This is a genomic window from Caulobacter sp. DWR2-3-1b2 (assembly GCF_049896345.1).
Taxonomy (GTDB): Bacteria; Pseudomonadota; Alphaproteobacteria; order Caulobacterales; family Caulobacteraceae; genus Caulobacter.
Genome location: NZ_JAFCUC010000002.1, coordinates 148,394 through 174,435, shown reverse-complemented (window position 1 = coordinate 174,435; position 26,042 = coordinate 148,394). Strand labels below are relative to the sequence as shown.

General features: G+C 66.6%; 25 protein-coding genes. 16 read left to right on the top strand and 9 right to left on the bottom strand.

Features of this window, described 5'->3' with window-relative positions; translation table 11 throughout:
* Nucleotides 1–186: 186 nt before the first annotated feature.
* The 4 genes from ACP694_RS07170 (at nt 187) to ACP694_RS07155 (ending at nt 3,984) form a co-directional block, all read left to right on the top strand.
* Nucleotides 187–1,512 (top strand): diguanylate cyclase domain-containing protein, encoded by a 1,326-nt coding sequence (locus ACP694_RS07170; RefSeq protein WP_426011451.1) that lies wholly within the window; start codon nt 187–189, stop codon nt 1,510–1,512.
* A gap of 66 nt (nt 1,513–1,578) precedes the next feature.
* Entirely contained in the window at nt 1,579–2,223 is a 645-nt protein-coding gene (locus ACP694_RS07165; RefSeq protein ID WP_426011450.1) for a DsbA family oxidoreductase, read from the top strand.
* 81 nt (nt 2,224–2,304) lie between these two features.
* Nucleotides 2,305–2,808, top strand: a complete 504-nt coding sequence (locus ACP694_RS07160) for a hypothetical protein (protein ID WP_426011449.1) — start codon at nt 2,305–2,307, stop codon at nt 2,806–2,808.
* 828 nt (nt 2,809–3,636) lie between these two features.
* Nucleotides 3,637–3,984 (top strand): hypothetical protein, encoded by a 348-nt coding sequence (locus ACP694_RS07155; RefSeq protein ID WP_426011448.1) that lies wholly within the window; start codon nt 3,637–3,639, stop codon nt 3,982–3,984.
* 99 nt (nt 3,985–4,083) lie between these two features.
* Here ACP694_RS07155 and ACP694_RS07150 read toward each other — a convergent pair whose 3' ends face one another.
* Nucleotides 4,084–4,896: a thiazole synthase gene (locus tag ACP694_RS07150; RefSeq protein ID WP_426011447.1), complete on the bottom strand. Its 813-nt coding sequence runs from the start codon at nt 4,894–4,896 to the stop codon at nt 4,084–4,086.
* 57 nt (nt 4,897–4,953) lie between these two features.
* Nucleotides 4,954–5,154, bottom strand: a complete 201-nt coding sequence (gene thiS / locus ACP694_RS07145; protein WP_426011446.1) for a sulfur carrier protein ThiS — start codon at nt 5,152–5,154, stop codon at nt 4,954–4,956.
* An 80-nt stretch (nt 5,155–5,234) separates the two neighbouring features.
* On the opposite strand from thiS, the gene ACP694_RS07140 reads away from it, so the two are divergent.
* From ACP694_RS07140 to aat, 4 genes are read left to right on the top strand one after another with little or no spacing between them, the layout of a single operon-like run.
* Nucleotides 5,235–5,678 (top strand): type II 3-dehydroquinate dehydratase, encoded by a 444-nt coding sequence (locus ACP694_RS07140; protein ID WP_426011445.1) that lies wholly within the window; start codon nt 5,235–5,237, stop codon nt 5,676–5,678.
* A gap of 43 nt (nt 5,679–5,721) precedes the next feature.
* On the top strand, nt 5,722–6,219 hold the full coding sequence (gene accB, locus ACP694_RS07135; protein WP_426011444.1) for an acetyl-CoA carboxylase biotin carboxyl carrier protein: 498 nt from the start codon (nt 5,722–5,724) through the stop codon (nt 6,217–6,219).
* 5 nt (nt 6,220–6,224) lie between these two features.
* Nucleotides 6,225–7,568: an acetyl-CoA carboxylase biotin carboxylase subunit gene (gene accC, locus ACP694_RS07130; protein ID WP_426011443.1), complete on the top strand. Its 1,344-nt coding sequence runs from the start codon at nt 6,225–6,227 to the stop codon at nt 7,566–7,568.
* Between the two features lie 14 nt (nt 7,569–7,582).
* On the top strand, nt 7,583–8,236 hold the full coding sequence (gene aat, locus ACP694_RS07125) for a leucyl/phenylalanyl-tRNA--protein transferase (RefSeq protein ID WP_426011442.1): 654 nt from the start codon (nt 7,583–7,585) through the stop codon (nt 8,234–8,236).
* Here aat and ACP694_RS07120 read toward each other — a convergent pair.
* Nucleotides 8,173–8,844, bottom strand: a complete 672-nt coding sequence (locus ACP694_RS07120) for a DUF2155 domain-containing protein (RefSeq protein ID WP_426011441.1) — start codon at nt 8,842–8,844, stop codon at nt 8,173–8,175. The two genes, aat and ACP694_RS07120, sit on opposite strands and share 64 nt — an antisense overlap.
* A 1-nt stretch (nt 8,845) precedes the next feature.
* The gene (locus tag ACP694_RS07115) at nt 8,846–9,241 is read right to left on the bottom strand and encodes an NADH:ubiquinone oxidoreductase subunit NDUFA12 (RefSeq protein WP_426011440.1); all 396 of its coding nucleotides are present in this window, start codon (nt 9,239–9,241) and stop codon (nt 8,846–8,848) included.
* A 219-nt stretch (nt 9,242–9,460) separates the two neighbouring features.
* On the opposite strand from ACP694_RS07115, the gene ACP694_RS07110 reads away from it, so the two are divergent.
* From ACP694_RS07110 to ACP694_RS07100, 3 genes are all read left to right on the top strand, one after another.
* On the top strand, nt 9,461–12,208 hold the full coding sequence (locus ACP694_RS07110; protein ID WP_426011439.1) for a ribonucleotide reductase: 2,748 nt from the start codon (nt 9,461–9,463) through the stop codon (nt 12,206–12,208).
* Nucleotides 12,209–12,308: 100 nt separating this feature from the next.
* Nucleotides 12,309–12,800 (top strand): pentapeptide repeat-containing protein, encoded by a 492-nt coding sequence (locus tag ACP694_RS07105; protein WP_426011438.1) that lies wholly within the window; start codon nt 12,309–12,311, stop codon nt 12,798–12,800.
* Between the two features lie 98 nt (nt 12,801–12,898).
* Nucleotides 12,899–13,828 (top strand): pentapeptide repeat-containing protein, encoded by a 930-nt coding sequence (locus ACP694_RS07100; RefSeq protein ID WP_426011437.1) that lies wholly within the window; start codon nt 12,899–12,901, stop codon nt 13,826–13,828.
* Between the two features lie 66 nt (nt 13,829–13,894).
* On the opposite strand, the gene aspS is transcribed toward ACP694_RS07100, so the two are convergent.
* Nucleotides 13,895–15,700 (bottom strand): aspartate--tRNA ligase, encoded by a 1,806-nt coding sequence (gene aspS / locus ACP694_RS07095; protein ID WP_426011436.1) that lies wholly within the window; start codon nt 15,698–15,700, stop codon nt 13,895–13,897.
* An 860-nt stretch (nt 15,701–16,560) separates the two neighbouring features.
* Here aspS and ACP694_RS07090 point away from each other — a divergent pair.
* Nucleotides 16,561–17,829 carry an IS4 family transposase gene (locus ACP694_RS07090; protein WP_426011435.1) on the top strand — a complete coding sequence of 423 codons (1,269 nt, stop codon included), beginning with the start codon at nt 16,561–16,563 and terminating at the stop codon, nt 17,827–17,829.
* A 5-nt stretch (nt 17,830–17,834) separates the two neighbouring features.
* Here the strand turns inward: ACP694_RS07090 and ACP694_RS07085 are convergent, their stop codons facing one another.
* The 4 genes from ACP694_RS07085 to ACP694_RS07070 are packed head-to-tail and all read right to left on the bottom strand — an operon-like array spanning nt 17,835 to nt 20,578.
* Nucleotides 17,835–18,563: an EcsC family protein gene (locus ACP694_RS07085; RefSeq protein ID WP_426011434.1), complete on the bottom strand. Its 729-nt coding sequence runs from the start codon at nt 18,561–18,563 to the stop codon at nt 17,835–17,837.
* Between the two features lie 13 nt (nt 18,564–18,576).
* Nucleotides 18,577–19,263 (bottom strand): hypothetical protein, encoded by a 687-nt coding sequence (locus ACP694_RS07080; protein ID WP_426011433.1) that lies wholly within the window; start codon nt 19,261–19,263, stop codon nt 18,577–18,579.
* Nucleotides 19,260–19,724, bottom strand: coding sequence for a hypothetical protein (locus ACP694_RS07075; RefSeq protein WP_426011432.1), 465 nt, complete (start codon nt 19,722–19,724; stop codon nt 19,260–19,262). Before ACP694_RS07075 ends, ACP694_RS07080 begins: the two co-directional genes overlap by 4 nt.
* The gene (locus tag ACP694_RS07070; RefSeq protein ID WP_426011431.1) at nt 19,721–20,578 is read right to left on the bottom strand and encodes a ParA family protein; all 858 of its coding nucleotides are present in this window, start codon (nt 20,576–20,578) and stop codon (nt 19,721–19,723) included. Before ACP694_RS07070 ends, ACP694_RS07075 begins: the two co-directional genes overlap by 4 nt.
* Nucleotides 20,579–20,835: 257 nt before the next feature.
* On the opposite strand from ACP694_RS07070, the gene ACP694_RS07065 reads away from it, so the two are divergent.
* The 4 genes from ACP694_RS07065 (at nt 20,836) to ACP694_RS07050 (ending at nt 26,014) form a co-directional block, all read left to right on the top strand.
* Nucleotides 20,836–21,546, top strand: a complete 711-nt coding sequence (locus ACP694_RS07065; RefSeq protein WP_426011430.1) for a chromosomal replication initiator DnaA — start codon at nt 20,836–20,838, stop codon at nt 21,544–21,546.
* Between the two features lie 216 nt (nt 21,547–21,762).
* The gene (locus tag ACP694_RS07060; protein WP_426011429.1) at nt 21,763–23,988 is read left to right on the top strand and encodes an RNA degradosome polyphosphate kinase; all 2,226 of its coding nucleotides are present in this window, start codon (nt 21,763–21,765) and stop codon (nt 23,986–23,988) included.
* The gene (locus ACP694_RS07055; protein ID WP_426011428.1) at nt 23,985–24,443 is read left to right on the top strand and encodes a hypothetical protein; all 459 of its coding nucleotides are present in this window, start codon (nt 23,985–23,987) and stop codon (nt 24,441–24,443) included. Before ACP694_RS07060 ends, ACP694_RS07055 begins: the two co-directional genes overlap by 4 nt.
* 80 nt (nt 24,444–24,523) lie before the next feature.
* Nucleotides 24,524–26,014, top strand: coding sequence for a Ppx/GppA family phosphatase (locus tag ACP694_RS07050; RefSeq protein WP_426011427.1), 1,491 nt, complete (start codon nt 24,524–24,526; stop codon nt 26,012–26,014).
* Nucleotides 26,015–26,042: the final 28 nt, after the last annotated feature.

Sequence of the window (26,042 nt, the reverse complement as noted above, 5' to 3'; positions counted from 1 at the left end):
CGGCTTCCTCTGGCATTTGAACGATCCTGACCCTTCGTCATGCAAGTCCCGTTTTGATCCCCATCTCGCTTGGCCCCTGCGGCGATGCGTACCTATGAGCGCCGTCCGCCTCTGCTATGTTGCGGCGTCGAATCTCGACGGCGCTGCGTCGTCGAGCGATACCGGTATCCGGGGCGGAGGCTTGAGTTGACGGTGAACGCCCGAATTCTGATCGTTGCGCGTGACGATTCCCGGGCTGGGCCGCTGTCGGAAGGGCTCGACAAGCTCGGCTGGCGGACCATCACCGCCCGTGGCCCCTATGCCGCCCTCGCCGCGCTCGGCGACCTGAACATCGAAGCCGTGATCGTCGATCTCGAGAGCGCCGGCCCTGACGCCCATTCGCTGTCGCGTCGCCTGAAGGCCGCCGTGGCCCCGCGTCGCCTGCCGGTCATCGCCATCGGCGAGCCCGGGACCGACGCCCACCACCAGGCCTTCGACCTGACCCTGTCGCCGCCGCTGCACCCGGCCCAGGCCGTGCTGCGCCTGGAATCCCTGGTCCGCACCGCCATCGCCGAGGAGGAGTTCGAGCTTCGCCTGGCCACCTTCGGCGACCGCGGCCGCCGCCTGGACCTGCCGGAACCCCATGCCGAGCCCTTCCGGATCCTGGCGATCGGCGAGCCCGCGCCGCAGTTCCTGGCCCTGTCCAACGCCCTGACCCGTAGTGGGGCCGACGTGGTCGGCGCTTTCACGGCCTACACCGCCTTCGACTATCTTCACGAGCGGGCCTTCGACGCCGTCGTGCTGTGGGCCGGAGACAACCAGCAGGAAGCCCTGTCGATCGCGGCCGGCATGCGGCGCAACACCCGGCTGTTCCACATCCCGGCCCTGCTCTATTTGAAGGCCGAGAGCTATGTGACCACCTCGGAGGCCTTCCATCGCGGCGTGTCCGACGTCGCTTCTCCCGAGACCCCCGAAATCGAGACCGCCCGGCGCGTCATCGAGTTGGCCCGCAACTATCGGCGTGGCGAGTCGATCCGAGGCGCGCTGGAAAAGGCCCGTAGCTCGGGCCTGATGGACGCGGCCACGGGTCTGTTCACCCGCGACCTGTTCGCCGCCCACCTGGTGCGGCTGGCCGGGGCGGCGCGCGAACGGGTCCGACCGCTGTCGATCTGCGTGCTGCGGGTCGCCGACAAGCCCGACACCGTCTGGGCCCGCAAGAACGGCTGGCTGGACCGCGCCATCCCGCAGATCGGCTCGATGGTTGGGCGGTTGGTCCGCGTGGAGGACACCGCCGCCCGCCTGGCGCCGGAGGTCTTCGCCCTGGCCCTGCCCGCCACCAACCAGGCGGCGGGACGCGCGGCGGCCGAACGGATCGCTGCGGTGATCGGCTGCACCGCCTTCGACGCCGGCGACGATCGCGCGCCGTTCGTCTGCGAGTTCGACATCGGCGTGGCCCAGATCGAGAGCGGCGAAAGCGCCGTCCACGCCTTGGAACGCGCCGCCGCTAGAGCCCTGCAACGCGACAGCGCCTGAAGGCTTGCCCAAGACCGGCCGCAGTCTTACGTGGCCTGCGACGCCAGTTATTCGAAAGGCCGCGCCATGGGCCAGCCCCTGCTGATCGACCTTGTCGCCGACGTTGTCTGCCCCTGGTGCTATCTGGGCTGGCGACGGGTAAAGTCGGCCGTGGCCCTGCGGCCCGACGTCGAGCCACTGATCGTCTGGCGCCCCTACCAGTTGGACCCGACGCTTCCGGAACAAGGCGTTGATCGTAAGGACTATATGGCCGGCAAGTTCAAGGATCCGGTCAAGCTGAAGGCCGTGCACGCCGCCCTGACGGAGGCGGGAGCCGAGGAAGGCATCGTCTTCAATTTCGCCGACATCGCCCTGTCGCCCAACACCAGCGCCGCCCATCGGTTGATCCGTTGGGCGCACGGGGCGGGCAAGCAGGACGACGTGGTCGAGGGCCTGTTCGCCGCCTATTTTACCGACGGTCGCGACATCGGCGATCCCCAGGTTCTGGCGGATATCGGCGAGGCCGCTGGCATGGATCCGGTGGTGATCCTGCAATTGCTGGCCCAGGGCGCCGACAAGGACACCGTGGCTCGCGAACACGCCATGGCCGTGCAAGGTGGGATCACCGGTGTGCCGTTCGCGATCTTCGGTGGTCGCCTCGCGGTCGTCGGCGCCGAAAGTCGCGAAAACATCGCCCAGGCCATCGACAGGGCGCTTGAAGCGGCGGCCTGACGCGGACAGGTGTGAGCCAGGGGAGCTGCGGCGTTCGCGGCCGGTATATCGGGGCGTCTCATCAACCAGTCCAACACCCAGATGGTGGTGACCATCGCCGTCGTGGCCGTCGTCTTCGCGCTGCGCTTTCGAAGCATGAACCGCGAGCGCCGGCTGAAGCTGGAATGGATGTGGGTGCTGCCCGCCGTCATGCTGGTCGGCATGGCCGCCACCCTCACCCAGTTTCCGCCACAAGGTCTCGACTGGCTGTGGCTGGCGGGGATCTTCTTGGTCGGGGCGGCGATCGGCTGGTGGCGCGGCAAGCTGATTCCGATCGCCATCGATCCCGAGACCCATTTGCTCAACACCAAGCCCTCGCCCGCCGCCATCCTGTTCCTGCTGGGCCTGTTCGTCGTGCGCTTCGGGTTGCGGGCCGTGCTGCAGGGCGAGGCCTCGGCCTGGCATGTCAATCTGGTGTTGCTCAATGACGGCTTCATCGTGCTGGGCGTGGGCCTGTTCGCGGTGTCGCGGGTTGAGATGGCGCTGCGGGCGTGGGGACTGCTCAAACAGGCCCGGGCGGCCAAGGCGGCGCGGGCGGGGGCCTGAAACTTCTCCCCCCGTGGGGGATGTGGTCGCGGAGCGACCGGTGGGGGAGGTTTAGGGTCTTCGATCGCAGGTCTGGCCGGCATCCAATCACGCCCCCCACCGTCGGCTGCGCCGACACCTCCCCCACGGGGGGAGGACTTCACGCGGATCGCCGCGGAAGAGCTTGGGGAGGGTGCGAAGCGCCCGGGCTCCGCCCGGAGGTTTTGCAGATTTGATACCGTTTCGACGAAGACGAGCGCTTCGCGCGGCCTTCAGACGAGAGCCATCGGCGCGCGGGGTCTTAACCCGCTTCCGAAGTGGGCCCTCGGCGGGCGGAGGGTTGGCTGACCCTCCGGACCGTACAGGCGATTTCAGCCCGTACCTGTTGGCAACGGCCGCCGACCCGGGCGCCGAAGTTTTGTCGCCGCGGGGGCGAACCTGCTCCGAACCGACCTTGGGGCGTCTCCCGAAGAAGACACGGCGGCCAAGCCTTCCCGCTCGACCACGCCTCACCGCCCGTCAGGTCGCCGGCCGACGTCCCTCCCCGTGCGATGGGGTGAGCAGAGTATGCGGGCGCCAGAAGGGGGTGGGTGTCAAAAAGATCGAGAAAGTTTAGAGCGTTGATTTTGATGGATTCTGTTTCGTACCCGCCCGCGTCGACACGCTTTTCCGTTAGGAGAAGGCGGCATTCGCCAAGCTTGACCCTTTTCTGCTCACCGGGAACACTCTGCTAGGCGATCCTTGCCGCCAGTGTCGCCCCTCGACGCTAAGCCCCTGAAAAGCCTGGCCCCGTCCACGCGCACGGCGCTTGCAGCGCGCGCCCCGCCTGAGTTCAAGGCGGGAGTTCCCATGCTCATTTCCGGTCCCAGCATTCTGGCCTCGCTGGCCAGCGCCACCTTGGCGAAGATCAACAAGGTCACAGTGGCCAAGCCGGCCGACGCGACCTCGGCCCTCGGCATGGCCGCCGCGCCCGCGAAGACCGCCAAGGACGACTTCCTCGACTACGCCAGGCTGACACCCGCCCAGAAGATGCGCACGGCCATGCTGGGCAAGATGGGCCTCACCGAGGAACAGCTGAAGGCGATGGACCCCAAGGCTCGCCAGAAGATTGAGGATCAGTTGAAGGCCCAGATCAAGGCGCAGATTGAGAACGACCCCGAGATGAAGCAGGGCTCGTTCCTCGACGTGAAGGCATAGAGCATTTCCCGACCTGACTGCGTCAGGCCGTGAGCTCTAACCTTTGTTTTGACGCATTTTTCTTCACGCGAACCGGAACCACTTCGCTCGAAAAATGCTCTAGATCAGCCCCGCCAGCGGCGAGCTGGGATCGGCATAGAGCCGCTTCTGCATCCGGCCGGCCAGATAGGCCTCGCGACCGGCGATCACCGCGTGCTTCATGGCCCGCGCCATGCGGATCGGATCCTTGGCCTCGGCGATGGCGGTGTTCATCAGGATGGCGTCGCAGCCCAGCTCCATGCCGATGGCCGCATCCGACGCCGTGCCGACCCCGGCGTCGACCAACACCGGCACCCCAGCGTTCTCGATGATGATCCGCAGGTTGACCCGGTTCTGAATGCCCAGACCCGAGCCGATCGGCGCGCCCAGAGGCATGATCGCGACCGCGCCCGCCTCTTCCAGCTTGCGGCAATAAACGGGGTCGTCCGAGCAATAGACCATCACCTGGAAGCCCTCGGAGACCAGCAGCTTCAGCGAGCGCAGGGTCTCTTCCATGTCCGGATACAAGGTCTTGGGGTCGGACAGCACCTCCAGCTTGACCAGGTCCCAGCCGCCGGCCTCGCGGGCTAGGCGCAGGGTGCGCACGGCGTCCTCGCCGGTAAAGCAGCCCGCTGTATTCGGCAGGAACGTGAATTCGGTCGGCTTGACGTAGTCGACCAGCAGCGGCTGGGTGGGGTCGGTCAAGTTCACCCGGCGCACGGCCACCGTCACGATCTCGGCGCCCGCAGCCTTGGCCGCGGCGGCGTTGGTGGCGTAGTCCTTGTACTTGCCGGTGCCGACGATCAGCCGCGAGGTGAAGGTGCGGCCGGCGACGGTCCAGGTATCGGCGTCAGCGACGGCGGCGGCGGATTCGGGGGGGACGTGCGCGTTCATGGGGTGGGTTTACGCCTGTGGGGCTCGGGTTTCAAACGCGCAGGACGCCCCTGCCGTCTACCCACCCCCTATGAACGTCACGATCTCGATCCGGTCGCCGTCCGTCAGCGCCGTGGCGGCATAGGTCGAGCGCGGGGCGATCTCGAGATTACGCTCGACAGCCACCTTGCGGGCGTCCAGGCCCAGGACCGACACCAGATCCGCGAGCGTCGAGACGCCCTCGAACGCCCGGTCCTCACCATTCAACAGCAGCCGCATATCACCTCCGAAGCGAGCCCTGCTTGTGACCTGGCGGAACCGGCTATACAAGACCTCCCGGAATCGACGGCGGGAGCCGAATGCTAAAACCGATCCATGTGCTGAGCGGACCCAACCTCAACCTGTTGGGAACGCGTGAGCCCGAGATCTACGGCAAGGACACGCTCGACGATGTCCGTGCGCGCTGCGAGGCGCGGGCGGCCGCTCGGGGCCTTTCCGTTGTCTTCAGGCAAAGCAATCACGAAGGCGTGCTGATCGATTGGGTGCATGAGGCCCGATTGGACGCCTGCGCGCTGGTGATCAATCCGGCCGGATACGGCCACACATCGATCGCCTTGCTTGATGCTTTGAAGGCCTTGAACATCCCGATCATCGAGTGCCACCTGTCTAACCCGGCGGCGCGGGAAGACTTCCGCCGCCACACCTATGTTTCGCTCGCGGCGACCGGAATAGTCTCCGGCTTCGGCGCGGCGAGTTATGAACTGGCGATCGAGGCCGCCACCGGCCTGGTCGGCGCCAACTAGCCGGCCACCCCGGCTCCTGAAAAAGACAGCAAGGTAAGCTTCCATGTCCATTCCCAAGGCCCCCGCCGATCCGGTCGAGACCCCGTCGATCGACGTCCGCCTGGTCCGCAAGCTGGCCGACATCCTGAAGGACACGGGCCTGTCGGAGATCGAGGTCGAGCACGCCGGCCTGAAGATCCGGGTCGCCCGCGAGCTGACCCTGGCCGCCCAGCCCGCCACCTATGTTCCCCCGCCCGTCGCCCAGGCCTCTGCGCCCGCTCCAGCCGCTGCGACGCCGGCGGCTGAGGCGCCCGCCGCCCGCGCCGCCGGCGACATCGTCAAGTCGCCGATGGTCGGCACCGTCTACATGTCGTCCCAGCCCGGCGCCGACGCCTTCATCAAGGTGGGCGACACCGTGACCGCCGGTCAGACCCTGCTGATCGTCGAGGCGATGAAGACCATGAACCCGATCGCCGCCACCAAGGCTGGCAAGGTCGTCGAAATCCTGGTGGCAGACGCCCAGCCCGTCGAGTTCGGCGAGCCCCTCGTCATCGTCGAGTAATCGGCATGTTTGACAAGATCCTCATCGCCAACCGAGGCGAGATCGCGCTTCGGGTTCACCGCGCCTGCAAGGAAATGGGCATCGCCACCGTGGCGGTCCATTCCGAGGCCGACGCCAATTCCATGTGGGTGCGGCTGGCCGACGAAAGCGTCTGTATCGGCCCGGCCTCGGCCGCCAAGAGCTATCTGAACATCCCGTCGATCATCGCGGCCGCCGAAATCACTGGCGCCCAGGCGATCCATCCGGGCTACGGCTTCCTGTCGGAAAACGCCCGCTTCGCCGAGATCGTCGGCGCGCACGGCTACACCTTCATCGGACCCAAGCCCGAGCACATCCGGATGATGGGCGACAAGATCACCGCCAAGCAGGCCGTCAAGGACGCGGGCATTCCTGTCGTTCCCGGCTCGGACGGCGGCGTCACGACCGAAGAAGAGGCCTATGCGGCGGCCGAGCTGATCGGCTTCCCCGTGCTGATCAAGGCCGCTTCCGGCGGCGGCGGTCGCGGCATGAAGGTCGCCGAGACCCGCGAGGACCTCGCCGAGGCGGTCTCAACCGCCCGCGCCGAGGCCCGCGCCGCGTTCGGCGACGACACGGTCTATATGGAGCGCTACCTCCAGAAGCCGCGCCACATCGAGATTCAGGTCATCGCCGACAGCCACGGCAATGTGGTGCATCTGGGCGAACGCGACTGCTCGCTGCAGCGCCGTCACCAGAAGGTGCTGGAAGAAGCCCCCTCGCCCGCCCTCCCGGCCGCCGGTCGCGAGAAGATCGGCAAGGTCGTGGTCGATGCGATCAAGGCCATTGGCTATCTGGGCGTCGGCACCATCGAGTTCCTGTGGGAGAACGACGAGTTCTTCTTCATCGAGATGAACACCCGCCTGCAGGTCGAGCATCCGGTGACCGAGGCCATCACCGGCATCGACCTGGTGCGCGAGCAGATCCGCATCGCCGCCGGCCTGCCGCTCTCGTTTACCCAGGCCGACGTGGTGTTCGAAGGCCACGCCATCGAGTGCCGTATCAATGCTGAGAACGCCCGCACCTTCACGCCGTCGCCGGGCACCATCACTGACTTCCACGCCCCCGGCGGCCTGGGCGTGCGGCTGGATTCGGCGATCTACACCGGCTATACGATCCCGCCCTATTACGACAGCCTGATCGGCAAGCTGATCGTTCATGGCCGCGACCGCCAGGAGTGCATCGCGCGCCTGAAGCGCTGCCTGGGCGAGATGGTGGTTGGCGGCATCGAGACCACGATCCCGCTGTTCCAGGACCTGCTGGTGCAACCCGACATCCTGGCCGGCGATTACGACATCCACTGGCTGGAGCGTTGGATCAAGGCGCAGGGTTAGGCTGCGAGATCGGGATGGACGACGCCTTTACAGTCGATGATCTCATCGCCTGCTACGAGCGCGGCGTCTTTCCGATGGCCGACGCGCGTCAGGACGAGAGCATCTTCCTGATCGATCCCGAGCGCCGGGGCGTGCTACCGCTGGGCGGCGTGCATGTGCCGCGGCGGCTGGCGCGCACGGTCCGCGCCGATCCCTTCGAGGTCCGCATCGACAGCGCCTTTGACGCCGTGGTGGAGGCCTGCGCGGCCTCGGGGCCGGGCCGCATCGAGACCTGGATCAACAACCCCATCCAGCGGCTCTACAGCCAGCTTTTCGCGCGGGGCCTGGCCCACAGCGTCGAGTGTTGGGACGACGACGAGATGGTCGGCGGCCTCTATGGCGTGGCTCATGGAGGCTGTTTTTTCGGCGAGAGCATGTTCTCGACCCGCCGGGACGCCAGCAAGGTGGCGCTGGTGCACCTGGTCGGTCGCCTGATCGTCGGCGACTACCGCCTGCTCGACACCCAGTTCATCACCGACCATCTGGAACAGTTTGGCACGACCGAGATCACCCGGGCCGACTATCGCCGGCGGCTGGGCCGGGCCTGGAACATTCAGTCGGACTTCTACCGGCTGGCGGCGGGCGCCGCCGGGGTCGAGGTCTTGCAGGCGATCAGCCAGGCGTCATAGACGGGGTGCTGCAGCGGGTTGAGGCCCGGCGCATTGGCGTACATCCAGCCCTTGTAGATCTGCCGCCCCGCCGGCGCCACTCGACCTGGCAGCGCCTTGGGTTGGGTGTCGACCGTAAGATAGGCCACCGAGTCCGGGGCGTCCTCGTCGGGCGTGGTGGTCTCGCAGGCGCGGACCGTGAACACCAGAGTCTTGTAGCGGACCGGCTGGCCGACAGGCGCCTCGAACTTCATGGTCTCGGTGGTGACCTTGTCCAGCGCCTGGATGATGGCGACGGACGAGCGGGCGCGCTTGACCGGCTCTACAGGTTTTGCGGACGCGGGCGGAGGTTTGGCGACTGGCGTCGGAGCCTTGGTCGGGGCCGGCGCGGGTACGGCGGGGGTGGCGACGGTCGTTCCCACCGCCGTTGGTGTTTGTGGCGCGGCCTGGGGGGCCGGCGTCGGCACGGGGCGCGAGGCCGGCGGCACGACGATCGGCGCCGGGGCGGCGGGAGCGGGCTGAGCGACTGGGGCCTGCGGGGCGTTCTGCAACGCCCTGGCTCCGCCAGCCGCCAGCGAAACCGCCACGGCCATCGCCGCGACGCCCGTCCATGTCCGCAGCGTGGTCATCCTATTCCGGCGACCAGGGCTTGTAGTCACTGGTGGCGGCCGAGCGCTCGCCGCCCCGGGCCAGCGAGCCCTTGGGACGCCAGGCGTAGATCGTGCCAGTCAGGTTGGGATGGTGATCCTTTTCCCAGGCGCGACGCATCAGCGGCGCCGTGGTCGGCGGCTCGTCGAACGTATAGTGCAGCCAGCCGCTCCATTCGGGCGGCACCTTGGAGGCCTCGGCATAGCCGTCATAGATCACCCAGCGGCGCTTGCGGGCGTCATAGCTGTCGCTGTTGTCACGCGCCTCGAAATAGCGGTTGCCGTAGTCGTCCTGGCCAATGAACACGCCACGACGGCTAATGTGGAAGCGCTGACCGATGGTCGCGCCGTTCCACCACGTGAAGATCGCTTTCAGCACCGCTTCAGCACCCAATTCCAGACTGGCTCGCACCACGCGGGAAGCATGGCGAAGCGGCCGGACTATAGGTCGGCGGCCCGCCAGCGTCCAGCATCGGGCGCAACGCTGCGACATCAACATCTTGTGGATCAAGGGGGTGCGACGCCCCACATCTATTGAAGGCGCCTGTGGAGCGAACTAGGATGATCCATTCTTGGCGCTCAGGTCGCGGAATCGTTCATGCGCATTCAGTCCCGACATCCCGGCCCCGACCCCAGGATGGAGCCGCGCGACCTGGAACGCAGCGACTGCGTCATCGAGGTGCTCGCGCCCGGGGACTGGACCGACGCCCGGGTCGAGGCCTGGCTGGATTGGATGGACGGACCGGTCGACCTCGGCCTGCCATTGGGCGGCGGCCCCGCTCGCTACGCTGATCGCCTGACCCGGACTGGCCTCGACGAGGGTCTGTTTGGCGATGCGGCCGACGCCCAGGCCTTCCGCGAGGCCTTGCTGGCCACCATGCTGACTGGGGTCGCCACGCCAGCCGGCGATCGGATGGCCTCGCAACATGTGGCCGACATCAGCGAGATCGAGTTCAAGCGCTTCGCCGAGGGTCATCTGGCCAAGGTCCGGTCGACGAAACTAGCCGCCAGGGCCGCCGCGCGGCTGGACACGGCCCTGGCTCAGGTCGGCGACGCCGTAGCGCGCTGCCACGGCGACGCCAAGGCCTGCGGCGATCCCCTCAAGAACACCGCCTTGGGCCGCGCCGCTCGCGGGGCTCGTGAATTGGGCGCCGACGACCGCATGATCCTCGACGCGATCGCCTTGGCCGGAGCTTCGTCCACCGTCCTGATCGATCCCGAGACCCCGCCCCCCGCCCCGCTGGTCGCCTCGGCCTCGCGCCAGGCCGTCGCGGCGGTCGACGAGGCGGCCAGCTTCGCGGCCCAGGTCGGCTGGGAGACCAGCGCCCTGGTCCTGGCCATGTCGCCGGAAGACGCGGAAAGCCTGGCCCGGGGCGCCGCCCTCCGGGCCGCCATAGATGTCACCGCCTTCCAACACGACGGAGCTTTCGACTTCGAAGGCTTCAACCAGGTGGTCGGTCTGTGGGTCACGGCCTTGGAGCTCGAACGCGGCGAACGTCCGGCTGAACTGGGGCTCGCGGGGGTCGGCGATTGGCTGCTGGCCCAGGGCCTGTCCGTGGCGACCGACACGGGCCGCGACGCCGCCTCCGCCCTGTGGGCCCTGGCCGTCGGCGCGGCGCTGAGCGCGAGCGCCGAGGCGGCCGCGCTGCTGGGGGTCGATCCGATCTTCGCCCAGGAGCGCCAGACCCTGTTGCGCAGCCTGGCCGAGCGCCGCGTGCGCGCCGCCGCCCTGCGCTCGCCGCTGGCCGCCGAAGCCGCCGCCGCCCTGGCCGTGGCCCATGGCCTGGCCCGCAAGCACGGCCTGCGCTCGGCCCGCTTGATCAGCGCCTTCAGCGACCCCGAAGCCGCCCTGCGCCTTGGCGGCAAGCCCCTGGGCCATGCCGCCGCCGCGGCCTCGATCGCCACCGCCCAGACCGATGACGGCTTTCAGATCCCGACCTTCAGCGCCGCCGCCCATGCCTGCCTGACCGGCGCGGGGGCCGATTTCGACGCCGCCCGGCGCCACGCCATGGGCCACGGGACCCTGACCGAGGCGCCGGCCATCGACCATATGACGCTGCAGGCCCGAGGCTTCACCGCCCACGAGATCGAGTTGGCCGAGGACGCCCTGCGCCACGCCGACGGCCTGCGCGCCGCCTTCGCCCCCGCAGTGATCGGCGCGGGCTTCCTCGGCGACGTGCTTGGCGCGCCCGCCAGCGCGCTCGCTGATCCGAATTTCGACACCTTGGCCTTCGCGGGCTTTTCGCCCGTCGAGATCGACGCCGCAGAGCGCCACGCCCTCGGCGCCCGCCGCCTGGCCGATTGCGAGGGCCTGGACCGCGACATCCGCGCCTTGTTCGCCGCCATTGAGACGCCCGTCCTGGCCGACCGCCTGGCGATGACCGCCGCCGTGGAGACCTTCACCTGTCTGGCCGCCCCGGCCCCGTTGGACCTGCCGTTCGACGCTCGCCCCGCCGACGCCGCGCGCCTGCAGGCCGCGGCCGCCCGGGCTGGAGTCCGCGCCCTGCGTCTGAACCGCCTTGCGCCGCCCATCGGCTTCGCGCTGGCCCTGCCCGAGGCCGAGGTCGAGGCGGCCAAGCCGACGCGTCCCCTGGAAACCGCCCCCGAATCCAAGCCTGTGGTCAAGGAACGCATCGTCGAGCGCGTGGTGGAACGGATCGTGCAGCGCGGCGGCCCCGCCCGCCGCAAGCTGCCCGACCGTCGCAAGGGCTATATCCAGAAGGCGGCCGTCGGCGGCCACAAGGTCTATCTGCATACCGGCGAATACGAGGATGGCGAGGTCGGCGAGATCTTCATCGACATGCACAAGGAAGGCGCCGCCTTCCGCAGTTTGATGAACAATTTCGCCATCGCCATCTCGATCGGCCTGCAATACGGCGTGCCGCTGGACGAATATGTCGACGCCTATGTGTTCACGAAATTCGAGCCCGCCGGACCGGTCACCGGCAATGACTCCATCCGTTCGGCGACCTCGATCCTCGACTATATCTTCCGCGAGTTGGGGGTTTCCTATCTGAACCGGGACGACCTCGCCAATGCCGACCCTGGCGAGTTCAACGCCGACGGCCTGGGCCGTGGCGAGGGCGTCGCCGAGAGCGAGGCCGAGCCCTTGCCCGCCAGCAAATTCATCTCCAAGGGCTTCTCGCGCGGCGCGGCGCCCGACAACCTGGTGTTCCTGCCATTCGGCGGCCGCCGGACCGACGAAGCGCCGGCGTCGGGAGCCTCCGGCGAGGTTTGCCCCGCCTGCGGCGACCTGGCGCTGAGCCGCAAGGGCGGGCTGGTGGTCTGTGACAGCTGTGGAACCCAGGCCAACGGCCGGAGCGGCAGCGACGGCATTATCAACTAACGCCTTCAAAGGTGGCGCCCCGTCGGAACCCGCGTTTGCTTGGCCTTAAGCTTACAGGGCCATGCTTAATCGACTTTCCCGCCGAAAGACGCGTGCCTGCATGAAAACGATCGCCTCGCTCCTCGCCGTCACCGCCCTGGCTTTCGCGGTCCCGGCTGCGGCCCAGAACGCCAGCCAGATCGCCAAGGTCCGGGCCGGCGCCAACTGCCCGCATTGCAACCTGTTCCAGGCCGACCTGAGCAACACGGTGCTCAAGAGCAAAAACCTGGCCGGCGCACGGCTGCGGCAGGCCGATCTAAGCCTGGCCGAGATGAACCGCACCAATTTCGCCGGCGGCGACCTGCGCGACGTCAATTTCTACGGCGGCGTCTTTGGCGGAGCCAGCTTCGCCGGCTCCAACCTGACCAACGCCAGCTTCGTCGGGGCCTATCTGGAAGGAGCCAATTTCAGGAGCGCCACCCTGGCTGGGGTCAACTTCTCGGGCGCCGAGATGGACCGCGCCGCAGGCCTCACCCAGCTCCAACTGAACCGCGCCTGCGGCGACGATTCGACCCGCCTTCCGCGAGGCCTGTCGCTGCCCACCTGCCGTTAAACTTCCGTCATTACCGCGATTTAAGTGGCGCTGGGCGCCTCGCGGCCCCAAATCGTAACTCACACGGTCGCTTATTCTTGACCGAGTTGGAGGTCTCGATGTCCCGATTGGGGATCACTATCGCCGCCCTGACCCTGGCCCTGTCCGTCTTTGGCGCCCAAGCCCATGCCGGGGTCGAGGACAAGGACGTTCCGCGGATGATCTCGCTCGGCGGGACCTGCGTGAACTGCGAACTGGCGGGACGCAAGCTGACCGGCGCGCGCTTTACCGGCGCCAACTACGCCAAGGCCAATCTGATGGGCGCCGACCTGCGCGGCGCCAGCTTCTTCGGATCCAACTTCGTCGCCGCCGACCTGTCGCGGGCCGACCTGCGCGGCGCCGAGATGCGCGGCGCCAACTTCGTCCACGCCATCTTCACCGACGCCAAGATGTCCGGCATCGAAAGCAGCGGCGCCAATTTCCAGGCCGCCGACCTGGGCCGCGTCGACCTGTCGTCGTCCGAGCTGCAAGGGGCCAATTTCGTCGGGGCCAATCTGGAGCGCGCCAACCTGTCGAGCAGCGAGCTGAACGGGGCCAATCTGCAGGGCGTCAACGCCCGCAGCGCGAACTTCACCTCGGCCGAGCTGAACGCCAGCAATCTGATGGGTGGCAATTTCGAGCGGGCGGTGTTTCGAAATGCCGAGTTCAACGGCTCGGGCCTGCGCGGCGCGATCTTCAACGGAGCCGACTTCCGCGGCGCCGACCTGTCGGGCGCCAATCTCGGCGGGGCTGATCTGTCGGGCGCCAAGGGCCTGGACCAGGACCAGCTCGACGAAACCTGCGGTGACCAAGGCACCCGCCTGCCGGCCGGGCTGAGCGTTCGAAACTGTTCCGGCGACCACCGCAACATCCGGGTCAGCCAGGACTTCCAGCGCGCCCAGGCCGAGGCCCATCGCGCCGTGGTCGCGGCCGCCGCCGCGCTGAGCAAGCCGCCCAAGCCGCCCCGGGCCCCTAGTCCGCCGAAGCCGCCAAAAGAGCTGAAATACTAGGCTCAACCTGGCCTGAAAATCAGGAAGCCCTCCGATCCCGATGGAGCGGAGGGCTTTTTTATTCCGCTACACCTTGATCGGCGGGGCCGAGCGGATGTGCAGTTCCTTGTATTGCCGCTCGGCGGCCTCGGCAGGGGCGTTCATCAGCAGGTCCTGGCCCTGCTGGTTCAGCGGGAAGGCGATGACTTCGCGGATAGCTTGCTGCTCAGCCAGCAGCATGACGATCCGGTCGATGCCGGGGGCCAAGCCTCCATGGGGCGGGGCGCCATAGCGGAAGGCGTTGAGCATGCCGCCGAACTGCTCCTCGACCACCTCGGCGCCATAGCCGGCCACCTCGAAGGCCTTGAGCATGATCTCCGGCTTGTGGTTTCGGATCGCGCCCGAGCACAGCTCGTAGCCGTTGCAGACGATGTCGTACTGGTAGGCCAGGATCGACAACGGGTCCTGGCTCTCCAGGGCCGCCATCTCGCCCTGCGGCATCGAGAACGGGTTGTGCGAGAAATCGACCTTCTTCTCGTCCTCGTTCCATTCGAACATCGGGAAGTCGACGATCCAGCAGAAGCGGAACTGGTCCTCGTCGACCAGCTTCAGCTCGGTCGCGACCCGGGTGCGGGCGCTGCCGGCGAACTTGGCGAAGACGGCGGGATCGCCGGCCACGAAGAAGGCGGCGTCGCCAGTCTTCAGGCCCAGCTGCGCGGCGATGGCCGCGGCCTTCTCCCCGCCGATGTTCTTGGCGATGGGCCCCGCCGCGCCCTCTTCATTGCCGTGCTCGTCAGCGGCCCGCCAGAAGATGTAGCCCAGGCCCGCCGCGCCCTCGCCCTGCGCCCAGGAATTCATCCGGTCGCAGAAGGCGCGGTTGCCGCCCGTCGGGGCCGGGATGGCCCAGATGGCGTTCTTGGGATCGGCGCTAAGGATCTTGGCGAACAGCCCAAAGCCGCCGCCCCGGAAGTGTTCCGAGACGTCCTGCATCTCGATGGGGTTGCGCAGATCCGGCTTGTCGCTGCCGTATTTCTGCATCGACTCCCGATAGGGGATGCGCTGGAACGGATAGGTCGAAACCCGCTTGCCGTTGGCGAACTCTTCAAAAACCCCGTGCATCACCGGCTCGATGGCCGCGAACACGTCCTCTTGCGTCACGAAGCTCATCTCGACGTCGAGCTGGTAGAATTCCAAGCTGCGGTCGGCCCGCAGGTCCTCGTCGCGGAAGCACGGGGCGATCTGGAAATAGCGGTCGAAGCCGCTGACCATCAGCAGCTGCTTGAACTGCTGCGGGGCCTGGGGCAGCGCGTAGAACTTGCCCGGATGCAGGCGCGACGGCACCAGGAAGTCGCGGGCCCCTTCCGGCGACGACGCGGTCAGGATCGGGGTCTGGAACTCGTTGAAGCCCTGGCCGAACATCCGCGAGCGGATCGACTGGATGACCTTGCTGCGCAGCACGATGTTCCTGTGCAGGGTCTCGCGGCGCAGATCGAGATACCGGTGCTTGAGGCGGATTTCCTCGGGGTAATCGGGTTCGCCGAACACCGGCAGCGGCAGCTCGGCGGCCTCGCTCAGCACCTCGACGGCGGTGACGCGGATCTCGACCTCGCCGGTCGGCAGGCCCGGGTTCACGGCGGCGGCGTCGCGGGCCACGACCTCGCCGTCGATCTTGATGACGCTCTCGGCCCGCAGACGCTCGACGATGGCGAAGCCCGGGGTCTCGGGGTGCAGCACCAGCTGGGTCAGGCCGTAATGGTCACGCAGGTCGATGAACACCAGGCCGCCGTGGTCGCGCTTGCGGTGGATCCAGCCCGACAGGCGCACACCGGCGCCGGTGTCGCTGGCGCGCAGGGCGCCGCAGGTGTGGGAGCGGTAGGCGTGCATCGTCGTCATGGAAAAGGGTCTTCGAAGGGGCGATTTGCGAGGCGCGGAAAGGGACATGGGGGGGCGGCGATGTCAAGGATTCTGGGCTGGGTCGGAAGTCCTCCCCCCGTGGGGGAGGCGGTCGCGCAGCGACCGGTGGGGGGAGGTTTGCGGCTGATGATCGGGTCTGGCCATCGTCCGACTACTCCTCCCACCGTCGGCTTCGCCGACATCTCCGCCACGGGGGGAGGACTTCACGCGGACGGCCGCTGAAGAGGTGGAAAGGGTCGCGGAGCGCCGGACATCGTCCGGAGTGTTTTCTAGTGTGTACCGTTTCGACGAAGCCGATCGCTCCGCGCCATCGTTATCCGTCCGCGTCCGGTAGGCGGCCCTGTTAAGGCCTAGCCGGATGACCGGTTCGCCGTTTCCGACGAGCTCCGGCGCCGGGGGACGCGGATCCAGAAGACACGCACGCCGATTCCCCAGCTGACGCCGACGGCGGGCGGGGCCTGCAACGCCAGGCTCCCCGGACACACGTGAGTAACCCCCTCACGCCCAGTCCCGCTCGATCGCCCCCCGCCGCCGCATCGGTCGCTGGCCATGCGCCCTTTCCGGTGCGACGAGGTGGGATCAGGATAAGGGCGCCGGGAGTCACGGAGGATAAGTCTTTTTCGAGCGTTGAATTCGCTGGAGAAACACGCCGGGAGACGCGCGGCGCATTTTCTTTGACCCTCTCCCTTTGGGCTAGCAGGTTCACACATCTCGATTGAGCGAGTGGACGAGCTCTGATTCATTGGGTTCATCTGACGGGAGATGGCGATGGATCTGCTGCTGGGGCGGTTTGGCGACCGCCGCCTGGAAAAAGGGGGGCCTGGGCTCTGGAGCGGGCGGTGGCGCGGGCTGGCTGCAAGGCCTCGGTCAGCGGGCTTGGCGGCGACCGGGCCGGCGAGATGCGGCTGAGGCGCTTCCTGGAGAACGCTGCGGTCGAGGTCAACGAGATGGTGGCGCAGGCGGCGATCCGCACGGCGCAGGCCTCGGCGGGCCGGCACGTACTGGCCATCCAGGACACCACGGCGGCGCGCTCGGACCCGGCAGGCGGCGGCGGGCTCTATTTGCATGCGATGATCGCGGTGGACGCCGCCGACGGCGCGCTGCTGGGGCTGATCGAGGCGCGCTACCTGGTGCGAGAGCAAGGGCGGCGTGGGCAGCGCAAGGCGAGGGCCTACGAGGACAAGGAGAGCGCGCGCTGGCAAGCGGCGGCGCAGGCGGCGGACCTGATCTGCGGCGGGGCTGAGCGGGTGACGGTGATCGCCGACCGCGAGAGCGACATCTATGAGGCCTTCGCCGAGGCCCCGGCCGGGGTGGAGATGCTGGTGCGGGCGGCGCAGGACCGGGCGCTGGGCGACGGCGGCAAGCTGTTCTCCACCCTCGACGCCCTGGCCGAGGCCGGGCGGCAGGTCGTGAAACTGCCGGCCCGGGGCGGCCGCAAGGCGCGCGAGGCGACGCTGGCGGTGCGGCTGGCCCCCGTCGAGCTGGCGCGGCCGGCCAACCGCGGCGCGGGTTGCGCCCTGGCCGCCAGGGTGGCTGTCACGGTGGTCGACGCCCGCGAGGTCGACGCTCCGCAGGGCGAGCCGCCTTTGCACTGGCGGCTGATCACCACCGCGCCCGTCCAGACCGCCCAGGAGGCTTTCGCCGTGGTCGACCTCTATCGCCGCCGCTGGGCCATCGAGCAGTTGTTCCGGGCCCTTAAGACCGAGGGCTTCCACATCGAAGCCCTGCGCCAGGCCCACGATCTGCCCCGCCAGAAGCTGGTCACCCTGCTGTTGATCGCCGCCGTCATCGTCCAGCAACTGGTCCATGCCCGCGACCCGGTCCCAGGCCAGGTTCCCCGTCCCATCCTCGACGCCTTCGATCCCGGCGACATCCCGCTCATCGAGGCCTGCTGCGCCGAACTCGAAGGCAAGACCCAGCGCCAGAAAAACCCCCATCCCCCGAAAACCATGGCCTATGCCGCCTGGGTCTGCGCCCGACTGGGCGGCTGGACCGGCTACTACGGCAAGCCCGGCCCCATCGTCATGCTACGCGGTTGGCGCAGCCTCCAGGACCGCAAATGCGGCTGGACCCTGGCTAACTTACAGGCCGCCCTCAGACATGTGTGAATCTGCTAGCCCTCTGGGAGAGGGTTTTCAGAGGCCAGCCACCGCATCCGGTAGGCCATCATCGCCGTCTTCCCCAGATGCGCCGTCAGCCGCCAGTTGACCACGGCCCCGACCGGCGCGCCGACCACGGGCAGCATCTGGGCCAACTTGGCCAGGTCGATGTGGTCGCGATACTGCTGCTGGAACGACCGCCAGTCGAAGCCCTTCAGGTCTGCGGGATGCTCGGCTGCGTCCCAGTCGTCCATGGCCGCCAGCACCTTGATCCGGTGCTCGACGTCCGAAAAGGCCAGCTCGAAGATATGCAGCATGTAGAGCCGCTCGCTCAGCACGCGGCCGTCATGGCCGTAGAGGGCGGCGATCTGCGCCAGCAGCTTGAACTTGAAGCTCATCAGCAGCGGGAAATCGGCCAGGGCCAGGGCGAACCCGCCCAGCCCCGCCGCCCCGCCCTCGGCCCCCGCGGCGGTCTTCCAGCCGTCGATGGCGGCCACGACCTTGGCCTCGCGGTCCTCCAGGCTGGCGTTCTGGAGCGGCGACGCCGTGGTGAAGTCGGCCCCGGTCAGGATCGCCTTGGTCATCCCCGACATGGCGGCGGTGATGGCGGCGTGGACCTTCACCGGGATGAGGGTGTTGATCCGCCGCTGGACGGCGCGCGACGCCGCGCCGAGGGGGCCGGCGGGGCGGGTGATGCGGGCGCGCCAGGCGGCGAGGTCTTTACGATCGGTTTCAGAGATCACAAACTGCCCCCCCCTAAACGATCGATAAAAATTCCTTTAATTTCTTATCCAAACGACTGCTGACGTCTTTTTGAACTATTCCGGGAACATCATCCCAAGATGATCTGTAATAAGCTGTAAAATTGTCCGAAATGAACTCGTCTACGTTCCTACATATTTTCAAGAACGACATATCTCTAGGCGATGAGATCGCATATTCTTCAATCTTTATTGCCAGTGACGAAAATGCGGGGTGAGCATGAAGAAATTGCGAAACGTTAGAATAGAAATATTCATTTTCCATTCCTCGCATTGAGCATTTCGCCAAAACCGAATAGGATTTTTCAAATCCACCATCGACTTGCTTTAAGTATGATTGCACCCCCTTAGGCATGGTCAGTTCGGATCGGCCGATGTCAACTACACGGAACTCAACTGGGTGGTCTTTGTAATAAAGCCATGCAAAGGCATTTTCTATGTAAGCCCTAATCGATGACGCTGCTCCGCGGTTGGCACCAATCGCCCAGGCGGCGCCGGCTTCAAGAAGCGCAATCTTCGTTCCGCTCAATAGAGGGTTTGCAGGATTTGAAGAAGCGAGAGGCACCTCCCTCTGGATCCACTCTTTGGAAAGGGGAAGGCTTGCGGAAAATTCACCCAGCGCGTCCTCCAGTCCCTCCAAATTTGCGGCAACTCGGGCGGCGATTTCAGAAAAGACGGTCATGACCTATTAAGGGTCCAACCGCGCTCATTCCGATCTGCGGAGTCTAGCGCAGCGATAGCGGCATTGAGTAATGCTCCGCCTCCCACAGCCTTGCTTACCCGTTCCAGCCAGCGAGCTAGCCCCTCCTTCTGGTTGAAGGGAGTAATTTTGCCGCTACCCTCCATCTCGGCATTGAGAAGCTCAAATCGTATCCGCTCAGCCGCTTCGCGTGGAGGAATCGCAGCATCGCGAATAAGTTCAACGATATCGCGGCTGATCGGCGAGATATGAGAGAGCCCTCTATCATCATCTTCAAGTATAATGTCTAGGTGTCGAATTCTATTTCTGATTTGCCTATACAGGCTCTCAATATCTGCCGCTGGAACAGATTGAACAATGCTCACCACATTTTTGAATTCTGACGCGCTCATCTCGGACGCTGCAGCCAGAACAAGTAATCTTTCTAGAGGACTTTGAATCATAGCCCTATCCTTCCAGCAATCTCTAATCCAACCGATCTAAGATCAGAGCTGACCAATTTCTTATTTGAAACCTTCCTATCCTGGATAAATCCCGTATAATCTGCCCTCGCAGATAGTACGCCAGAATGATAGACGCGACTTGCAAGAAGCCTGTCTTTGAAGAACTCCGCACTTCTGATATCTTTTTCTGTCTGCGTAATTCCCTCTGACCGCTTCACGCCATTCATTACGATATGCATGTTGGGCTTTCCACCAACCGACGGATGATCGATCAGCTTCTTGACAAGCTCCAGCCCTAAAACAGAAAATTTGTCCGGGCGGACCGGAGAGAGGATGTCGGTCGCTACGGACAGCCCACAAAAGGTCAAAAATGAAGAGCTCGGATTCATGTCAAGGACAACGAGGTCAAAGTGATTCCGAGCGGCACTAATGGCGCGTTTAAAATACTCTCTGGCGTGACCCAATTTGGCATGATCTGCTATAAAACTATATTTTGTCAGCTCAAATGTTCCAGGAACTATTGATATAGTAATTTCTGGCTTCTGAATAAAATATCTCAACATAACTGATATATCTTTGGTCGGAGGTGGATCATTGCCGTTTACGTTTATGTCGAAAAAGTCTGAAACAGGCGCAGGCTCAAACATCCTTAGGGCTGACATTCCCTTACCTATTGCTGCATCATAGCTGCTAGGTTCGAGCAATTGCTGGCTTAGATTGTACTGAGGGTCAAGATCAACCAGAAGTATAGACTTTCCTTTGGCAGTAAATATTTCACGCGGCATATGAGCGGAAATTGTTGTCTTTCCGACCCCGCCCTTCATGTTCAAAATAGCAAGTACAGGTGCAGGCATCTCTTCCCCAATTTAGTTTTCTTCTTTCGCCACATAATATGCGAATTCCGCCGTTCCATATGGCCCGACTTATAGGCTCTGTGAGCTACACAACCTAGGCGAGGGCGCGGTCTTACTCCAGCGCTGATGATGTTAATCTCCCTCCCATCCACACCTCCCCGCCCCTCATCCCCAGCCAAACCACCCCCGCACCTCGCCCTCCCCGACAACGCGCCCTATATGTCCGCCACCAGAGTAAACCCCAACCGGACGCCGCCTTGCCCCGACAGTTGCGACTGCCGCTGACCGCCCCGCCTCGCTGGGACCGGGAGTCGTTCGCGGCGTCGCCGACCAATGGCCAGGCCCTGGCGGCGCTGGACGGCTGGCCGGGCTGGCCCGAGGGGCGGCTGGCCCTGGTGGGGCCGGCGGGGACGGGCAAGACGCACCTGGCGCGCGACTGGGCGCGGCGCTGCGGGGCCGTGGTGATCGCGGCGGCCTCCCCAAACACCATCGGGGGCGGCGAGCCGCTCGACCTGGCGGCCCTGCGCGGCCGGCCGTTGCTGGTCGAGGATGTCGATCGCCGGGCGGAGGGCGACCTGGTCGACGACGAGACCCTGTTCCACCTGATCAACATGGCCGGGGTCGACGGCGGCAGCTTGCTCCTGACCGGCCGCCTGGCGCCCGTGGCCTGGGAGGCCGGCGTGCCCGACCTGCGCTCGCGGCTCAACGCGCTGAGCGTGGCCCGGATCGAGGAACCCGACGACCTGGTGCTGGCGGCGGTGCTGCGGCGCGGCTTCGAGGCGGCGGGCATCCGGCCAGCGGCGGATCTTTATCCGTATCTGATGGCGAGACTGCCCCGCTCCGCGCCGGCGGCCCTGGCGGCGGTGGCGGCGTTGGACGAGGCGGCCAGTGATCAGGGGCGTGAGGTGAACAAGGCGCTGGCGCTGGCGGTGCTGGATTTTGGGGATGTTCCGGGTGACGAGGACTGAGGCTCACTCACTTGCCCCCACCTGACCGCTTCGCGGTCTGTCCGCCCCCACAGGGGGCGGAGCCTTAAGTACGGCGCCGGCGACTGAGCTCTTCCCCCTATGGGGGAAGACGACCGCGAAGCGGTCCGTAGGGGGCAAGCGGGTGAGCCACCGTCGCCAATGTCTTGCTCCTGTCACCACCCTCCTTCACTCTGTACACAGTAACCGGAGCCCCCCATGACCGACGCCGTCGCCCTCGACCTGCCCGCCGCGCCGACCCCGGCCGCGCCGGACCTCGCGGGGTTGCGGCTGGACGAGGATCTGCTGGCCTCACCCGAGCGGTTCTTCAACCGCGAGACCTCGTGGCTGGCCTTCAATGAGCGGGTGCTGGAGGAGAGCGCCAATCGCCGCCATCCGCTGCTGGAGCGGCTGCGGTTCCTGTCGATCTCGGCCAATAACCTGGACGAGTTCTACATGGTCCGGGTGGCCGGCCTGAAGGGCCAGGTGCGCGAGGGCGTGCGGGTGGTCAGCCAGGACGGGCTGACGCCGGGCGAGCAGCTGTCGCGGATCAACACCGCGGCCGCCGAGCTGATGGCCGAGCACCAGCGGATTTGGCGCGACCTGCGCATCCAGCTGTGGGACGAGGGTCTCAAGCTGCTGGACGCCAAGGACATCGAGGACGCCGACCGGGAGCGGGCCGAGGAGCTGTTCCTGTCGCGGATGTTCCCGGTGCTGACGCCCCTGGCCATCGACCCGGCCCACCCGTTCCCGTTCATCCCCAACCTCGGCTTTTGCCTTGCGCTCAAGCTGCGGCGGATCGCCGACGACAAGCACCTCTATGCTTTGGTGCCGGTGCCCAGCCAGGTGCAGCGGTTCTGGGAGCTGAGCCAGGCGGCCGGGACCAAGACCCGCAAGCGCGAGCGGCGGATCGTGGCCCTGGAAAGCTTCATCATCCTGTTCCTGGGTCACCTGTTCCCCGGCTACGAGGTCGAGGGTCGGGGCCTGTTCCGCCTGATCCGCGACAGCGACCTGGAAATCGAGGAAGAGGCCGAGGACCTGGTGCGCGAGTTCGAGGCGCGACTGAAGAAGCGGCGGCTGGGGCGCGTGGTGCGGGTCAAGATCCAGACCACCATGCCCGAAGACTTGCGCGACTTCATCATCGAGGGCCTGCGCGCCGCGCCCGAGGACGTGATCATGGTCGACGGCAAGCTGGGCCTGGCCCAGATGGCCGAACTGATCCCGCCCGACCGTCCGGACCTGAAGTTCAAGCCCTACAACGCCCGCTTCCCCGAGCGCGTGCGCGACCATGGCGGCGACTGTTTCGCGGCGATCCGCGAGAAGGACATCCTGGTTCACCACCCGTTCGAGAGCTTCGACGTGGTGGTGCAGTTCATCCGCCAGGCGGCCCGCGATCCTAGCGTGCTGGCCATCAAGCAGACCCTGTACCGGACGTCCAAGGACAGTCCGATCGTCGCGGCCCTGATCGAGGCGGCCGACAACGGCAAGAACGTCACGGCCCTGGTCGAGATCAAGGCGCGGTTTGACGAAGAGAATAACCTGAAATGGGCGCGCGACCTGGAGCGGGCCGGCGTGCACGTGGTGTTCGGCTTCGTCGACTGGAAGACCCACGCCAAGCTGTCGGTGGTGGTGCGGCGCGAGGGCGACGCCCTGCGCACCTATTGCCACTTCGGCACCGGCAATTACCATCCGCAGACGGCGCGGGTCTATACCGACCTTTCGCTGTTCACCTGCGACCCGGCCCTGGGGCGCGACGGCGGCAAGCTGTTCAACTTCATCACCGGCTACGCCCAGCCGCACGGGCTGGAGAAGCTAAGCTTCTCGCCCGAGACGCTGAAGCCGGATTTGCTGCGAATGATCGCCCACGAGGCCCACAACGCTCGCGAAGGCAGGCCGGCGGCGATCTGGGCCAAGATGAACGCCGTGGTCGATCCGCAGATCATCGACGCCCTCTACAGCGCCAGCCAGGCCGGGGTGCAGATCGACCTGGTGGTGCGCGGCATCTGCTGCCTGCGGCCGGGCATCAAGGGTCTGTCGGAGAACATCCGTGTCAAGAGCATCGTCGGCCGCTTCCTGGAGCACAGCCGCATCGTCGCCTTCGCCAATGGCGGGGCCATGCCCAGCCCGCAGACCCGGGTGTTCATCAGCTCGGCCGACTGGATGCCGCGTAACCTGGACCGCCGGGTCGAGAGCCTGGTGCCGGTCGAGAACCCCACCGTGCACCAGCAGATCCTCAACCAGATCATGGTCGCCAACCTCAATGACGAGGCCCAGAGCTGGACCCTCGATGCTGAAGGACGTTACACCCGCGACCCCGCCTGGGATCGCAAGGGCGCCTTCTCGGCCCACGAGTATTTCATGACCAATCCCAGCCTGTCGGGCCGCGGCCACAAGGTGAAGGACCTGCCGCAGGCCTTCGACCACGTCGGACCGCGCCGTTCTTGAGGCGAGTTCTCGTTGTCCTCGCCGCCCTGACCCTCGCCTCCTGCGGACCCAAGCCCGCCGAGCAGGCGCGGATTTGCGCGATCTTCGCCCTGCCCGGCGTGCCCGGCGACAGCCAGGTCGGCGACGCCTATGACCTGGCCTGGGCCAAGGCGGGTGAGCGCGCCCTGTTCAAGTCGGGGGCGATCTACGGGCCCGGCTGGCAGGTCTTGAGCCACGGTCACTCCTGGGGCCGCTGCCCAGTCCGCGCCAAGCCGATCGAGCATCTGCTGATCAGCCCCGACCACGGCTACGCCATGACCAAGGGCGGACGGCGGGCGAACGGTCACCCGACCAGCTTCGGCGCCTGTTATTACCAGAAGGGCGAGGCCGGCTGGCGTTTGCGGGCCTGCCGAAAAACCTTGAACGATCCCGTGCCGCTGGTTCCGTTCAAGACCGCCAAGCCCCCCGCGTCCTAGTCGTCGATCCCCTGGGGAGCGGCGCGAGCTTTTTGCCCATGCCACCTTTCCCTCCCCGTCCAATAGGCTAAACCCCTCCCATGCCTTTTGCGGCGCCGCGCGACGCGGCCGTTATCGATATCGGGTCCAACTCGGTGCGCCTGGTGGTGTATCGACTGGAAGGCCGCGCCATCTGGACCGTCTTCAACGAGAAGGTGTTGGCGGGGCTGGGCCGTGACCTGGGCGTCGGCGGCCGGCTGCACCCCGAGGGCATGGCACAGACCCTCGCGGCGCTGAAGCGCTTCCGCGCCGTGCTCGAAGCCGTCAAGCCCGCCGAGACCTTCGTCGTCGCCACCGCCGCCGTGCGCGAGGCCAAGGACGGCGCGGCCTTCGTCGGGCTGGTCCAGGCCGAGACGGGCCTGACCATGCGGGTGCTGTCGGGCGAGGAAGAGGCCCGCTACGCCGCCCTGGGCGTGCTGGCGGGCGCCCCCGACGCCACCGGCGTGGTCGGCGACCTGGGCGGCGCCAGCCTGGAGCTGATCCGGCTGGAGCCGACCGGCGCGGGTCTGGGCGTCACCCTGCCGCTGGGCCCGTTCAGCCTGGGCCTCAGCGACGGCTTCGACCTGGAGCGGGTGCGCAAGCTGACCGCCCAGCGCCTGGCCCCGGTGGCCCAGGCCTTCAAGACCGACACCTTCCACGCGGTCGGCGGCGCCTGGCGAAACCTCGCCTTGCTGCACATGCGGCTTAGCGACTATCCGCTGCACATGGTCCACCAGTACAGCATCAGCCGCAGCGAGGCGCTCGACGCCGCCCGCCTGGTCGCGCACCAGTCGCGCAGCTCGCTCGACCGCATCGAGGGCATGAGCAAGAAGCGCTCGGAAACCCTGCCCTATGCCGCCGTGGTGCTGGAGCAACTGATCGAGAGCCTGGATTTCAAGCACATCGAAATCTCCGCCTATGGCGTACGCGAGGGCCTGCTGTTCGAGGCCATGCCGCCCGGCGTGCGCCGGCTAGACCCTCTGATCGAAGGCTGCGCTTCGCTGGGCGCTCGGCAGGGCCTGGCCGACGAGCTGGGCGCGGCGCTGGATACTTGGCTGTCCCCCGCCCTCGCCGCGCTGCCGCCGTGTTTTGGCGACGTGCGCGACCGGGTTCTGATCTCATCGGCCTGCCGCCTGGCCGACCTGGGCGCGCGCCTCCACCCGGACCACCGCGCCGACCTGGTGTTCGAGCAGGTGCTGCGCGCGCCGATCGCCGGCCAGACCCACGCCGAGCGCGCCTTCCTGGCCGCCGCCGCCTTCGCCCGCCACGCCACGGCCTTCAACCCGCCGGAGATAGGCGTGCTGGAGCGCCTGCTTTCGCCGGTTCGCCTGAAGCGCGCCAGAGCCTTGGGCGCGGCCATCCGCCTGGGCTGCGACCTGTCGGGCCGCAGCGCCCCCTTGCTGGCCCGATCGCGCCTGACGATCCACCGGGGCGACCTGACCTTGGCCGCCGAGCCCGGCTATGCCGACCTGCTGCTGGGCGAACAGACCGCCAAGCGGGCCAACACCCTGGCGACGCTGCTGGGGATGAAGCTGAAGATCCTGGCGCTGTAGGGGTCTCGCCGGCCAGGGCGGATCGACG